Annotated in this window: 13 protein-coding genes; 5 read left to right on the forward strand and 8 right to left on the reverse strand. The window is 40.6% G+C overall.

Annotation, left to right across the window (positions count from 1 at the left end; all coding sequences use genetic code 11):
• Positions 1-1,149, reverse strand: a complete 1,149-nt coding sequence (dinB, locus tag BM386_RS12945) for a DNA polymerase IV (protein WP_091694901.1) — start codon at positions 1,147-1,149, stop codon at positions 1-3.
• A 69-nt stretch (positions 1,150-1,218) separates the two neighbouring features.
• Here dinB and BM386_RS12950 point away from each other — a divergent pair, with 69 nt between their 5' ends.
• Together BM386_RS12950 and BM386_RS12955 are read left to right on the forward strand one after the other, a co-directional pair.
• On the forward strand, positions 1,219-2,019 hold the full coding sequence (locus tag BM386_RS12950) for an XRE family transcriptional regulator (protein ID WP_091694903.1): 801 nt from the start codon (positions 1,219-1,221) through the stop codon (positions 2,017-2,019).
• A gap of 166 nt (positions 2,020-2,185) precedes the next feature.
• Positions 2,186-2,485, forward strand: coding sequence for a DUF3892 domain-containing protein (locus tag BM386_RS12955; RefSeq protein ID WP_091694906.1), 300 nt, complete (start codon positions 2,186-2,188; stop codon positions 2,483-2,485).
• On the opposite strand, the gene BM386_RS12960 is transcribed toward BM386_RS12955, so the two are convergent.
• The 4 genes from BM386_RS12960 to BM386_RS12975 form a co-directional block, all read right to left on the reverse strand.
• Positions 2,482-3,210 (reverse strand): SOS response-associated peptidase, encoded by a 729-nt coding sequence (locus BM386_RS12960; RefSeq protein WP_091694908.1) that lies wholly within the window; start codon positions 3,208-3,210, stop codon positions 2,482-2,484. The genes BM386_RS12955 and BM386_RS12960 overlap by 4 nt on opposite strands.
• 115 nt (positions 3,211-3,325) lie before the next feature.
• Entirely contained in the window at positions 3,326-4,309 is a 984-nt protein-coding gene (locus tag BM386_RS12965) for an ArdC family protein (RefSeq protein ID WP_091694911.1), read from the reverse strand.
• Positions 4,310-4,486: 177 nt separating this feature from the next.
• Complete coding sequence (locus BM386_RS12970) at positions 4,487-5,449, reverse strand: gliding motility protein GldB-related protein (protein WP_091694914.1); 963 nt, start codon at positions 5,447-5,449, stop codon at positions 4,487-4,489.
• A gap of 13 nt (positions 5,450-5,462) precedes the next feature.
• On the reverse strand, positions 5,463-6,296 hold the full coding sequence (locus BM386_RS12975) for a DUF5694 domain-containing protein (RefSeq protein WP_091694917.1): 834 nt from the start codon (positions 6,294-6,296) through the stop codon (positions 5,463-5,465).
• A gap of 427 nt (positions 6,297-6,723) precedes the next feature.
• On the opposite strand from BM386_RS12975, the gene BM386_RS12980 reads away from it, so the two are divergent.
• Positions 6,724-7,473: a sensor histidine kinase gene (locus tag BM386_RS12980; RefSeq protein ID WP_170857094.1), complete on the forward strand. Its 750-nt coding sequence runs from the start codon at positions 6,724-6,726 to the stop codon at positions 7,471-7,473.
• Entirely contained in the window at positions 7,473-8,168 is a 696-nt protein-coding gene (locus tag BM386_RS12985) for a LytR/AlgR family response regulator transcription factor (protein ID WP_091694923.1), read from the forward strand. The genes BM386_RS12980 and BM386_RS12985 overlap by 1 nt, the downstream gene beginning before the upstream one ends.
• A 373-nt stretch (positions 8,169-8,541) precedes the next feature.
• Here the strand turns inward: BM386_RS12985 and BM386_RS12990 are convergent, their stop codons facing one another.
• Positions 8,542-9,012: a JAB domain-containing protein gene (locus BM386_RS12990; protein ID WP_091694926.1), complete on the reverse strand. Its 471-nt coding sequence runs from the start codon at positions 9,010-9,012 to the stop codon at positions 8,542-8,544.
• Positions 9,013-9,529: 517 nt separating this feature from the next.
• Between BM386_RS12990 and BM386_RS12995 the strand changes: the two genes are divergently transcribed.
• The gene (locus BM386_RS12995; RefSeq protein WP_170857095.1) at positions 9,530-11,326 is read left to right on the forward strand and encodes a S41 family peptidase; all 1,797 of its coding nucleotides are present in this window, start codon (positions 9,530-9,532) and stop codon (positions 11,324-11,326) included.
• A gap of 362 nt (positions 11,327-11,688) precedes the next feature.
• Here the strand turns inward: BM386_RS12995 and BM386_RS13000 are convergent, their stop codons facing one another.
• Together BM386_RS13000 and BM386_RS13005 are read right to left on the reverse strand one after the other, a co-directional pair.
• On the reverse strand, positions 11,689-12,351 hold the full coding sequence (locus BM386_RS13000) for a hypothetical protein (RefSeq protein WP_091694931.1): 663 nt from the start codon (positions 12,349-12,351) through the stop codon (positions 11,689-11,691).
• A gap of 337 nt (positions 12,352-12,688) precedes the next feature.
• Complete coding sequence (locus BM386_RS13005) at positions 12,689-14,062, reverse strand: hypothetical protein (RefSeq protein WP_091694934.1); 1,374 nt, start codon at positions 14,060-14,062, stop codon at positions 12,689-12,691.
• Between the last annotated feature and the right edge of the window lie 452 nt (positions 14,063-14,514).

Consider the following 14,514-nt stretch of genomic DNA (forward strand, 5'->3'; position numbering starts at 1 on the left):
TCAGATACTGCTTAAAGTGATGGCGCGGGTAATACTGTCAGAACCGTAACGGTTTTTGATCCAGTCAATGGCCTGGTATAGGCTTACTTCCTCCTCGGTATGCTCAAAAAGATCGATCTGCTGATTTCCCTGCACCAGATGGCTGAGTTTCACCCCTACCAAACGCACCAGCATTCTACGGTCGTAAAGCTTGGTAAATAGTTCCTTTGCCCGCTGCAGCAGTACTTCATCCGAACTGTTGTAGGAAATCATACACTGCCTGCTTACCGTATCGAAATTAGAATACCGCAGCTTGACGGTGATACACCCACAGAGTTTCTGCTTCTGTCTCATTTCAAAAGCGACTTTCTCAGTCATGCGTACCAGTTGGGCATGCAGGAAATGTATATCTATCGTATCAGATTCAAAGGTGGTCTCCGTCCCTATGCTTTTCTGTTCGGTATAAGGAATCACCGGGGATTCATCAATCCCGTTGGCCTTTCTGGAAAGGTCAATGCCTGATTTCCCCAACAGGTTCTGCATCATGCGAAGCGGAATTTCAGAAAGTAGTTTAATATTCTCCACTCCCATGCGCTCCAGCAGCACCGAGGTTTTCTCCCCTACGCCAGGCATCCTGCGGATAGGGAGCGGAGCCAAATAAGGCTTTTCCTTACCAAAGGGAACGGTCATCTGCCCGTTGGGCTTGGCATCATGGGTGGCGACTTTTGAAACCAGTTTGTTCACTGCCAATGCATAGGAAATAGGCAGCCCGGATTCATTGTATATTTTGTTTTTAAGCTCAGCTGTAAACTTGCCACAACCAAAAAAGCGGTCCATCCCGGTCAGGTCCAGGTAAAACTCATCGATGGAGGCTTTCTCCATCAGTGGCACCTGATCCTGGATCACCTCAGTGACCAGACGGGAATAGTGGGTGTAGCCGTCGTAATCCCCTTTGATGTAAAACGCATTGGGGCAGAGTCTTTTTGCTAGACGCATGGGCATGGCTGAATGTACCCCGAAAGTACGTGCCTCATAGCTGCAGGAGGAGACCACTCCCCTGTCTGAGCTTCCTCCGATGATGACGGGTTTATTCTTCAGGGCACTGTTTTTCAACCGCTCCACAGATACAAAGAAGGTATCCAGATCCATATGCACAATATGCCTTTCCATTTCTCAGAAATTATAGTATTTTTGATACAATTAGTAACATTGTATCGCCATTAATTGTATCGAATAAAAATGAGAAGTCAAAAATATTTTTGGGCAAGCAATCTTAGATTCCTCAGAAAGAGGAAGAAATTAAGTCAGGATGAGCTCGCTGAAAAGCTGGGTGTAACCCGTGCAAAACTGAATGCCCATGAAAACGGGCGCAGTAAATCACCTCCCATTGATGACCTGCTGCTCTGCGCTGATTTCTTCCGGATGAGTGTTGACACCCTACTGAGGATAGATCTCTCCAAACTCAGTGAACTGAAAATACGGGACCTTGAAGCTGGAAACGACGTTTTTCTGAGTGGATCCAAAGTAAGGATATTGGCAACCACCGTAACCGGAAACAACGAGGAAAACATAGAATTGGTGCCGATCAAGGCAAAGGCAGGATACCTGGGAGGATATGGGGATCCTGAGTTTATCAGTACCCTCCCGGTGTTCCAGTTGCCCAATTTACCCAAGGATAAAAAGTACAGAATGTTTCAGACAGAAGGTGACAGCATGCTTCCTGTACCCGGGGGATCCTACATCATCGGCTCTTATCTGATGGACTGGAAATTCAGCAAGGAAACTCCCTGTGTGGTGGTGACTGAAAATGAGGGGATCAGTTTCAAGATGGTCAGCTTCATGGAGGAGGAACGGACTTTTATACTCCGCTCAATCAATCCACTTTATGAACCCTTCCGGATACGGGCAGAAGAAGTGCGGGAGATCTGGAAGTTTGAATACTCCATGATACGGGAATTGCCGACCGAGACCCTAACGCTGCAACAGATTGGATTGGGAATAGCAGAAATCAACCGGAAGTTGGAAGACCTGAAACTTTAAATTCTAGGGCCAGCAACTTCAGATAAACACATCAATTTTAAAGGGATTAATTTGGGTATAAAAACCCTGGAAATTCTAAGCCCGTAAATAGCCATTGACTAAAGATCATTACTCAAATGTTTGTCAAGTATTTTACATATTTGCAGCAGTAGAGAAGTAGAGACGCATGAGAAAATTAACCGTCCATTTTATCGAAAAGGACAAAAAAAGCAAGGATTCTATCCAGATCCTGAAGATCGGTGGAGTAAACAATACCGGTCAGCGATGGGCAATCAGCACCAAAGAGGCAATTCAGGGAATCGAATCCGGACAATGGGAACTGTTTGTTTTATCCAACACCAATGAAATTCCGGTGCGGATCAGACTGGGAGAAAACCAACCTCCTGTATTGATCGCTCAGGGGGACGGATACCTCCATAACCTCCTGGAAGACCTGCCGGAAATCAATTTGGAGGAGCCTGTTTAAGAAAGCAGTTGGGGAAGTTCTTCGTATACCTCCTGTGCTGCCACTTCCGCCACATTGGAGTTTTCGGTACGGGAAGTCACCAGCCTGCTGATGGTATGGGCTTTCATCTTTGATGCCTCAAGGGGGTTCATTAAAGTTTTAATTTCTTCCTTAACCAATCCAGAGTTTAGCCATTCCCTGGCGTTAGCGCTATCTAAAATCAGGGGCATTCTTTTCTTGGTATTATGGATCTGTTCCATCAATCCATTTGCCGCAGTGGTAATGATGGAACAAGTATTTCTGATTTCTCCGGTTTCCTTATCGGTCCATTCTTCCCAGATCCCTGCCAACAGGTAGACCTTGCTATTCTCCGGATAGATAAAATAAGGATAGGTATTGCTCTTAAAATGTCTCCATTCGTAAAATCCGGTAACAGGGATTATACATCTGCGCTGCTTGATGGCTGCCCGGAAGGAGGGCAGTTCAAATACCGTCTCAGATTTTGCATTGAGGGTTTTATTGGCAATATCCGCAGCCTGCCCGGCGTTTTTCACCCAGAAGGGAATCAATCCCCATTCCATCTGCTGGAGTTCCCCAGGCTTATCCGAAGCAATCACCCAAAGCATAGGATGGGCAAATCCGTTCAAGTGGTGGCGATCTGCACTATCCTTTACATAATACTCAGGAACTGTCACTTTGAAATCCTCATCAAAATCCAGGGAAAACTGGTTCACATGATAGCACATAACAATCGGTATTTTGTTGTGAAGATTTCAATTTAATCAATCAAAAGTAAACTAGAAGAACAAAGCCCATTCAGTATTCAGCCAAGACCAAAAAAAGGGGATTGCTCCCCTCTCCCTAAAACGGAGGTTCCATCAGAATGTAATCCACCGCCTTCTGTGCTTTGCTCGCTGCCTCTATCAGTAAGTGCTTATCATTTCGAAGCTCTTTTAGCCAGTTTTGGATATAGGCTGCCGAGTTCTCCAGCAGATGCTGATCCAATATCCCTGTAAGGTTATTCAGGTACCCTGCTCCCATCTCGGCTATCAATTCCTCACGGCTGTAAATCTCAGAGGCAAACTGTTGGGGTTCTGAAACTCCTATTCTGTTTAATCTGGATGGGTGCCCTGTAGAATGGACTAGCTCATGGTACAATACCCCAAAATATTGCTCAGCGGAGTCAAACAGTTTTTTCTCCGGTATCGTGATCTGATCCAGGTCTGCCCGGTAGTAGGCTGAGGAACCGGAATGAATCAACTCAGGAGCCCGAAGCATTTCCTCATAGATCTTACGGCATTGTTCAATATCAGGTAGTGGCTCTTCTTTGCTGATTTCTGGAAACTCCCAGTCTATTCCCTCAATCTGTTCTATGGGAAACACTTTAAACTCCTTGAGAAAACCGGATTTACTCACCAGTTTCAGATCATATTCTCCTATCCTATCTTCCGGAATCACCTTTCCCGTTTTCTTGTCCCGAAAGGCAAAATTCCAGTAGCAGATCGGAAGTGCCTTTGCTCCCTTCTTTATTTTGCCTCCAAGTGAGTTCGCCTGCTTAAAAGTTAAATAGTAGGGATACTGATGTCCACAGGATAATAAAAGCCAAAGGTTAATTCCCTTATATGGCTTTTTAGTCAAGTAATTAGAGGGCATTCCCATCTCATGCCAGGGCTGCTTCCAGGGTATCACCCCCTGCTCCAGTTTCTCGATGATCAGATCCGTAAACTTCTGATAGATATCCGATGATCCTTTTGGGCTTCGCGAGCTGTAACCTCGACTTCCAAAGTCATTTCCCCCTTTTCTCTTAGTGGATGTTTTTACTGATGATTTTGCTTGAGTCTTCATAGTCTTTTGTGTTTTGGTTTGACAAATACTTATGAAGCTGCACCAGCCTGAGACTGGCACTAAGTGCAAGAGGAATCGGAATAAACCAGCAGAAGCAAGAGCATGGGCTTTATGCCGAAGTCTCTTGCCTCGTGTGACCGGATCAGGCTAAATTGGCGGAAGAAGGAATGGAAAAAACTACTTTTTAGTACTGATCATCAAATAATCTTCTACCTTACTTTTCTCCAAAAACTCCTCATAGTTCTGGATAGTGAGGATATCTTTCAATACTTGCTCAGTATCCTTAATTTGGTGAAAATATGCCTTACATATGGTATACCCCATCCAATATCCCGCATTTCTGGGCCTGGCATCACTAGCCTGTTGCCACGGACTCCAGATGCTTTTGTTTTGGTCTTTTTGAAAATCTTCCCAAATCTCCCATTCCATTCCTTGAAATCCCTGGTAATCAGCATCGGTTTCTCCACTGATCAGTTCAGCAATAAATTCTGCGGATCCTTCTCTGATACATTTCCAGAGCAAGGTATTCCCTGCTGCCATCTTGTCCTGATTGAAATGCACCAATTCATGGCATACGGTAACAGGTATGTGGTTTCTTTCAAGACTGACCTTAAGCAGGTTTTCATTCCAATTGACAGTATCTGAATGGGGTGTCCTTGCGAGTACCTCTGTACCGATCAATATTCCATCATTCGAGACGGTCCCATTGGACTGGAATTTACCGACCAAGAAATAAATTGAAGGAAATTGTGCTTCTGGATAGAGCTTCTCAAATGCTTGGAAATTTTTATCAATTACTCCCTTAAAATCATCCAAACAGGAAACATCTTCCCTTATGGACTGGTAATAATCTTGAAATGAGATAACAAACTCTGCAAACTTTTCCTTGGACTGAATCTTTGATTTGTAAAAATCATGCAGTCCCTTTGAGCCCTTTTTGAAATAATGCTTATTGAAGATCTTTTTTGCATTTCCTGGATCCGCCTTGGCCAAATCAAAAGCTTCATAAAAGTGACTAATATCTGAGGTTATAATTTGCGGCTCTATTGATAAGGAAATTACCAGATTATAGTTTAATCCGGGAAGGAATTTGATTATTAAAACTAATAGAAGAATTAGCTGCGCTTTTACTAAACTCATATTTGTTTATAGTTTAATCATCCAACTGTACTGCATTCAAATATTCAGTTACATCCTCTAATTCATATTTAGGACTTCTTTTTAACCACATGTTGAAAAAAGCGGTGTGAGTCCCTCCCATCAGAATAAATACACGATCACCTTTGTCTAATCGAATTTGATTCAGATGGGAATACATAACCAGGTTTCGATGGTACATTTTTGTAGCTTCATCTGCCCCCTCATAATTCCCGGGACTTGAAATATGAGTTAGCATATCTGCATTAATATTGAGTAGTATATCAAGGTAGCGTGGGTCATTGGTCATCTGCAAATGCTCCAATACAGTCATTTCTTCGGCTACATATTCTTCTTCCAGCTTTTCCAATAGTTTCATATACTGAAAATAAGATTCGCTATCCACACTGTTTTCAAGCTGATAGGCCAATGAGTAATTATATCCCTGTTGATAATCTATGCCGTATATCCTAGTGCTGTTTGCCAACCTTCCTACTTCAAAAGCCAATAACTGGACTTCACTGGTATTTGTAAACTCCATATCCGGGCTCATCAAATAATCCTGATAAGCCTGCTGTAGTTTTTCATTTTCAGAAGGCTCCACCTCTACCAAAATTACCGTCGGCTTGAATGCGGCAATTGCCTGAGCGATTTGATGAACCTGGGCGATATTCCCTTTGTCATGCTCATCAAATTCAATGGTATTAGCATCGGGAGAATACCCCATGTGAAAGGTCCCCAAGTTTAAAACCGGAATAGGGTTATCCAACTTCAAGGAGATATCCTTGTTTTGAGCTTTTACGTGAGTTGCCAAAAACATCATTATTGCAAAAATCAGCTGTATTTTCATATCTAGTTTGTTTAATTACAGCTCAAACATGCGACAAATAGCACTTTATAAGAAGTTTTTTCGACAAACCCCTTAAGTATTTCGGCAAACCAGTTCTCGGAAACTTTTTTGAAAGAGTAGCTTTACATTCATGGAACCAATGAATTTCAATTCTGACTTGACTGCAAAGAAGGAAGTAGGGTATCATGTGGCCTTTTGGCTTTTGGTAGCCTATTTTACACTGTTGGATTATAACGGTGCGTCACCTACCAATTTTTCTGTTCAAAGACCTGACATCCTGAGTTTATTTTGGGCTTTGGTATTTGTGATCAGCTTTTATTTCAATTACCTAGTTCTTTTGCCCTGGGTCTTTAAACACCTTAACTGGGGAAGGTCAATTTTAGGTTTGGCATTATTTTACATCTTTTTTGCCTTTTTAAGGTATCTCATGGAAGAAATTACGATGCCTTATTTCTTTAATTACAGCAATTACGCCGAGGGGACACCAATTCAATATTATCTTATCGATAACCTGTATTACTGTACTCTTCCACTTATTCCAAGTTCTATTTTCTGGCTAATAGTTTATTTGATCCGGCTGCTGAAAAACCATGCTTCTCTCTCTGAAGAAAAAAGAAATATGGAAGTGAAGCTCTTAAAATCGCAGCTTAATCCCCATTTTCTGTTCAACACATTAAACAATATTTATTCACTGGTCTACATGAAGTCTGAAAAAGCTTTGCCCGCAATTGATAAACTGAGTGGTATCATGAGATTCACTACCTATGAATCTCAAAAAGATTTCATCTGGCTACAGGATGAGTTAGACTATATGAATTCATTGATTGAACTTGAACAACTCAGGCATGAGAGAGGTATAAATATTTTAATTCAATCAGACACTGATAAAACGACTATTAAAATCCCTCCCCTACTACTTACACCATTAGTTGAAAACTCTATTAAACACGGTTCCTTTGATGAGCACCACCCCATTGAAATTGCATTGACATGTGGTGATTCAAAAATGATTTTTACGGTAAAAAATCGAATTGGAAAACAGAAAAAGGATCGACTGAACGGAATTGGCCTGGATAATCTCAAAAAAAGGCTTCAGCTTTACTATCCAGGCAAACACAGGTTAGATATAGAAAACAAAGGCGGTTTTTTTAAAACAAAATTGGAAATTGAGTATTAATGAAAAAAAAGGTAAGCTGTATAATCCTTGACGATGAACCCTTTGCGGTGGAATTGCTTAAGAACTATTCTGATAAAGTTTCTTATCTCGAGGTAATGTATGCGGGTGGAGATGTCTATAAAGCAATAGAACTTTTGAAAAATCACACCATAGAGCTCATATTTATAGATATTCAAATGCCTGAATTAACAGGTATAGAATTCATGCAAATTGCTAATAAAGACCAAAATTTTATCATCACTTCAGCCTATCAGGAATATGCTTTGGAAGCCTTTAATTTCAACGTAATTGATTTCCTATTAAAGCCTATAACATTTACACGTTATTACCAAAGTCTTGAAAAATATTCTCAATGGAAAGAACGGTATGTCGAAATAAACTCACAGGAGGACCTCTTTGTTAAAGCAGACCGAAAAATTCACAGAATATCTATTGACCGGATTAACTATATCGAGGGGCTGCGGGATTACATCCGTATTCACACAGATGATGAAAAAATAATGGTCTATGAAAACATGAAGGACATTTTAAAGAAACTACCACAGCATAAATTTTTACGTATTCATAGGTCATATATCGTTTCGATCCAGCATTTAAAAGTACTTGAGGGAAACTTTGTTATACTCAAAAATTCAACACAACTAGGCATTGGGGAAACTTATAGAAAAAAAGTCAGTCAATTTTTTAAGATATAAATATAGTTTAAGGCTTTACTTAATAAAATATTACAAGGATATGGGCAAATTTTTAAATCCTGGCTTCTTGCCTCGTGTGATGGGATCAGGCTAAATTGGCTGAAGAAGGAATGGAAAAAAACATAAGTCCTATTATTGGCTTTTTTGAAATTCCTAACTAAAAGACTGAATGATCCACTTGTACACATGGCATTTACCCCAGCTAAAATCACATACAAAAGGCTACTGGATCACGAAATGCTCATTAGTAGAAATACCCATGTATAGAAATCTGCAATCAATCGAGATTTTATAAAAATGAATGCCTACAAATAGCTTCCATGGACTTTCCGAAACGGAAAGTTCATGGAAGCTAAAAAAAGAAAAGAGAGCCCTAAAGCTCCCCTTCATCTGCAAAGGAATAGTATCCCTCTGCTGTCATGATCAAATGATCAAGTACCGGGATATCCAGTATTTCACCCGCTTTTCTAATCCGCTGGGTTATTCTTTTATCCTGTTCTGAAGGCAGAAGATTCCCACTCGGATGGTTATGGGCCAAAATCATCGAACTACTGGCACTTTTCAAGGCAGCTGCCAACACTAGTTTGACATCCACTACCGTTCCTGCTGTCCCTCCTGAACTGATGGTTACAATACCCAGCACACGGTTTGCTCTTGAAAGCAGCATCACCTTAAAGTCCTCTACAAACTCTATCCTGTCCTGATCCCAGGCTTGGGCAAACACTTCATATACCTGTCTTGAACTTGCTACCCTAGGTCTTTGGGATGACTTTACCTTTGTACTGTAGCTCAGCTTGATTTCAGCTACTTCAAACAAATCAATTTTTCTTTCCTGAGTCTCCATAATCTTTTTCGTTTTTGTGGAACAATGAATTATGAAGCTTCATCAGGCCGTGGGCGACAAAGACCTGAAGGCAAAGGAATAAATAGCGCAGCGCAGCAAGCGGCTTTATGCCGGAAGCTTACGGTCGCTCAGAGCCCTAAGGACTAACTTGGTGAGGAATTCAGGGGTGAAAAAACATTATCTCTTAATTAGTCTTCTACATGAAAATATCCAGAATAATAAAATGTTTACTCTAACCGCTCTGTACATATTAAAATTGGATACAACGATAAAAAGTCGTGTCAACCCAAGCTGAATCACTGCTATTGAAGATGGATAAATAAATCCTCTCCGGGATTGAAAAAAACACAGCCGCAGGAACGGTCAAACGAGTTAAAACAACAAAGCTCAAAACGGCTACATCAACTAATCTAACTTTTTTCGATATATTGAGTAGTCCATATGGTAGCCTTGATATAGCACTTAATTTCCCAACACGATGAATCTTATCCGAAAATCACTTTTTTGTTATCTCATTATGGTATCCTTCATACTCTCCTGCCACGCGCAGAACAATCAGGAGATCAATAACCTGGTTTCCTTTGCCAAAGCATATGGCTATGTCAAGTATTTCCACCCCAGTACCGAAGCAGACCAGGTGGATTGGGGATGGTTTTCCGTTTATGGAAGTGAACAAGTGATGCAATGCGAAAACACCGAAGAGCTGTTGCAGACCATGCAGCGGATCTTTGAACCTATTGCGCCGACGGTAAGCTTCTCTTTCGCCCAACCTTCTGCTGATTATCCCATAGAAGCAAAGCCGACAAACGAACAGGGTTACTTACTGGTATATTGGCAGCATTTCGGTGTATCCAGGGACATGAATAAAGGAAATCCACTTTACCGGAGTATCAAAGTGAATTCGCTTCAGAAGACAGATGGAAATGAAACGCCATCAGGCGAAACCCAAGAGTCCAATCCTAATAAAAAGGCGGGAAAAGATGAATTGGCTCCTGCCCCACCGCTCTTTCAAGGTTCCCCGAAAGAAAATGAAAACTGGACAGCCCAGATCGGAAAAGAACTGTGGATCAGTATGCCCTTGCTACTCTATAGTAAAGACGGGCAAACCTTCCCAAAAAGCACTACAGACATAGAAGAATTCATGGTCTCCGGAGAGCAAACAACCGCAACAGATGCATCATCCCTTTCCTTTCGATGTGGCAATCTGATCAATACCTGGAATGTGTTCCAACATTTCTATCCCTATTTCACAGAAATGTCAATAGATTGGGATAATGAGCTGAAGGCGAGTCTCACAAGAACCTATAAAAGCGATTCAGATGGACATGTGGATGACCTGAAACGCCTTACCTCTGCCCTCAAGGACAACCACGTCAGCGTTAGGGGAACTGAAAACCCCTATTTCGCACCACCCATTGATGTAGCATGGATAGAAGGACAGCTGGTCATCACAGAGGTGTTTGATCCTACGATGGGATTTAAACCGGGAGATACGATTGAACAGATCAACGGAGCAACTCCGCAACAACTCTACGAAAACCTAAGACCAAAGATCTCTGCTGCCACGCAAGGCTGGTTTGATTACATCGCACCTATCCTAATGATAACCGGTAAGCTTAATACTACCCTGAATATCACGGTAGCTGGAAAGACCGCTGAACTGGAAAGAAAACTGAACTACTATGCCCAGAAAGATTCAATAAAGCCCTCTGAGCCGGGATATAGATTCCTTGAGGATGGCATTGTCTATCTCAATCTGGACGCAATCCCCATGGATACTATCAACAAAATCATGCCCCAACTGGAAAAAAGCAAGGCAATCATAGCGGATGTCAGAGGCTATCCCAATAACAACCATGAACTGATCAGACATCTAATCTCCAAAAAGGATGATCACAAGTGGATGCAGGTGGATCATTTCATCTATCCTGATCAACAGCAAATACCTGGATATTCAGATTTTGGATGGTCAATGGAGCCGAAAGATCCTTTCTTGGGAGATAAAAAAGTCATTTTCATAACCGACGGCAGAGCTGTAAGCTATGCAGAGAGCTACCTGGGATTTATAGAAGGATACAAACTGGCTACTATTATAGGGCAGCCCAGTTCCGGTACCAACGGAAATGTCAACAGCTTTACGCTGCCCGGTGACTACATTATTTCCTTTACTGGAATGAGGGTTTTAAAACATGACGGATCCCAACTCCACGGAATAGGCTTCCTACCTGATGCATATGTAGAAAGGACAATTGAAGGAGTAAGAGCTGGAAGAGATGAGTTTTTGGAAAAGGCTATTGAACTGGCTAAGCAATAACATGGATCAGGCCATTTTCTTTGGAAGACAATACCTTTATTTCAATCCGTACAGATTAATTATAAACCATCCAATTTTATCCTCTAATACAAGGTGTTAAGAACTCAAAGCGTTAATCGTGTAGTCATCCTCATACGGTCATGCTAAAGAGCTGGAAATCATTACCACTAAAGTTAAGGTTCGAATCGGGGGGGAGATTGAGTAAATTCCTGCAAGCATAAACCATGATCTATCATCATTGGCAATTTAAATTACTGTCCAAAACGTAAGCGACTTGTTAGAGATTTTTCCGTCACTATCCCAAATCAGGTCAAAACACAGTGCCTAGAGTATTGCTATCTCAGTCTTTAGATTCCAATTTTTCAAGTCGTAATTGTAATTCGATAAGTTTTTCCATTAATCAACTTTAGTTGTTCAATTTCTTCTTCCTGTCTAATAAGTTTAGAATTTTGTTCATTTAAATTTTTCTCCTGAGCAATTATATACAGCGTCAATTCCTCAATTTTCTGCAATAATTTAGAGTCCATTTCCCCTAGGAAAATCCCATTCTCTGCAACCTCCTTAGCACTAGGTATGTCCTTTAAATGCCCCTTCTCATTGATATGATTTTCCACCTCCTCTAGAGTGGGTAATTGATAGTCTTTTTCAAAAACAAAATCAGACCAACCTGTCTCAACTTTAATTTCCTTTGCCCGGATTTGTCCGTTTACTGCAAGCTTCCAATCACCTGCATTGCTAACTCCAAGTCCAACATTCCCGAATCCATTCATCGTAAATTGCGAACTATTCAACAATCCTCCTGCATTCAGACTAAACATACCCCCGTTTGATCTGTCAATACCCAATGAATACCAATTATCGTTAGGGTCATGAAAAGTAAGCCAAGAATCCTCATTGTCTCTTTCCATCATTAATGTCCTTCCTGTAGGATTTACTAGCAAAGTTTGCCCAGTAATATGCTGAACTTGGCATTCAGCCAAATAGCTTATTAAAAATGCTGTAATTAATAATAATATTTTTTTCATTTATTAAGTGTTTTAATAGACTAAATTAAATTTATATAATTGATGTGGAATTACTTGAAACCAAATTATCTTTAGTTAAGACAGAATGCAGTTATTTCATCTATCTGATTTGTAACATCAAAATGATTTCATTTAAGGAACGCTTTGACAAAATAAAACTATCAATATTACCTATATGTATAAGGATTGAACTGAATTATTGATCCTGGTAATAAGTGAAGCTTAAGTTCTCGTGTATAATCCAAATTTTTAAATTTATACCAACTATTATTTATGTTTTCCACTATCTTAAGAGTAGAGCCATTTTCAAAGACTCTAAGACATCAAAGGATGACCATCAGTTCTCCAGATTCTTCAAGTAATACTCAACCTTCTCATCTGCTTTATCCTCCAATCCATCCAGCGGAACCAACTCCTTCACTTCTCTCCTGATCTTCTTAAAGGACCCGATTTCAAAGCCTATCTTGAGTTGGACCCTGCTTTTATAAAAAGAACTTTGTTCATTAAAAAATGGATCAATTGATCCGATCACCACGGATCGAATTACTTTGCCCATAGGAATCGTTCTACCAATGGCCAAACTAGAAGCCCATGCTTTTCCATTAAAATTCCTGGATTCATACCCCGCAGGATTGGTTATGGTCATCTGATTGCGGTTTACTGTACCTTGAGCAAACCAATTCCCCTTACTAAAACGTAAACCGGTAAATACACCGAACCCTTCTCTTCTGAGATGTTCATCTTCATCAAACTGTTTTTTCCATGTAACTCCTCCCAAAATGGATAACTGCTGGGAAAAGGAAAAGGAAAGTCCATAATCCAATAATAACCCTTCACCAAAGGAGGTAAGCGGATCATACCAGAGTAGCATTCCTATACGATGAAAATAAGGCTGTCCTGCCAATTTATTTGCCTCGAAGAAGTTTGCCTTTTTCTTATTAAGGTCAGATGAAATAGTTTTGACATTCCCAAGTGAATCAATTTTCAGTTTAGAAAAATCCTTTCTTGCCTTTTGAATGTATTCTTCGCTGATATGTCCCGCTTTCTCGGTTGCAAGTGCTTTGGCTTGATCAAAAGGTACTTCAGAAGGCAATCCATTTTTTGTCAGTTCTGCCAGTGCATCTTTACCATAGAAGTCTGGAAGTTCGGTGCTTCTGGGATCAAACCCATCTTGTACTACTCCTGAGATTTGCGCTTCAATTTTGGGCATGATCCATTCATTGGTAAGTGCCTTGAGATTTTCATTGTTCTGATCTATGAGTGATTCCAGCTCATCAACTTGCCTGATATCCTCCAACTTTGCTTTGGAATCATTCACTCGATCCAACGTATTTTTTGCGGCATTTTTGATTTCTTCCCCTGGGATATCCCCACTTTGGATCAGGCTTTCCAGCGTTTTGTTTTCCTTTTCCAGCACTTCCATGCTCCGTTCCTTGACCAGGGTAAATAGGCTATCCCTTTGGGTACTGTCAGCAGTGATTTCCTTGAGGTCTTTTAGTTCTTTCCGCAGGGAATCGTAGGATTTCTTCAGTGACTGGATTTGCTTGAGTTCTTCCAAATAGGGGATTTCAGGTTTGGAGGGTAATGCAGAAATAGAATTTGAAATCGAAGGCTTTGGAAGTTTTGAATTCAAGCTACTTGGCAAGTTTTGAGCTTTCAAAAAACAGGATGAGAGCATCAAACTAATTACAAAAATGAATTCTTTTTTCATAGTAGAATTGTCAAACCAAACACATTTATACCCTTCCTTCGAAAGTTATTTATCTGGTAGTTTATATCCTCTTTTCACCTTTTGAATTACAAATTCTACTATATAGAAGGTGTAGATACAATCTACACCTAGTCCAGCAAAAGATGGAACCCAAAGTCCTGATGCTAGGACGAGGAAACAGAAAAGAAAAAATACTTTAGAAGCATTTGGTTATTAAAATGAGATTTATTGAATGAGTTGAAGTTTTATTTATTTCTCATTCTATTTATTACTACATTAATTCAATTTTCAAACTACAATTTTGCATTGATATAAAGGTGTAGATGCAATCTACACCTAGTCCCGACCATATTTCTTCTACTCCCATAGGGGGGGGGATGCCGTACCCTCCATCGAGGCGGCAAAGAAGATAGCGGACGCATTTGGCGTATCGCTGGACTATCTTGTCGGCG

The organism is Algoriphagus locisalis (assembly GCF_900116615.1).
Lineage (GTDB): Bacteria > Bacteroidota > Bacteroidia > Cytophagales > Cyclobacteriaceae > Algoriphagus > Algoriphagus locisalis.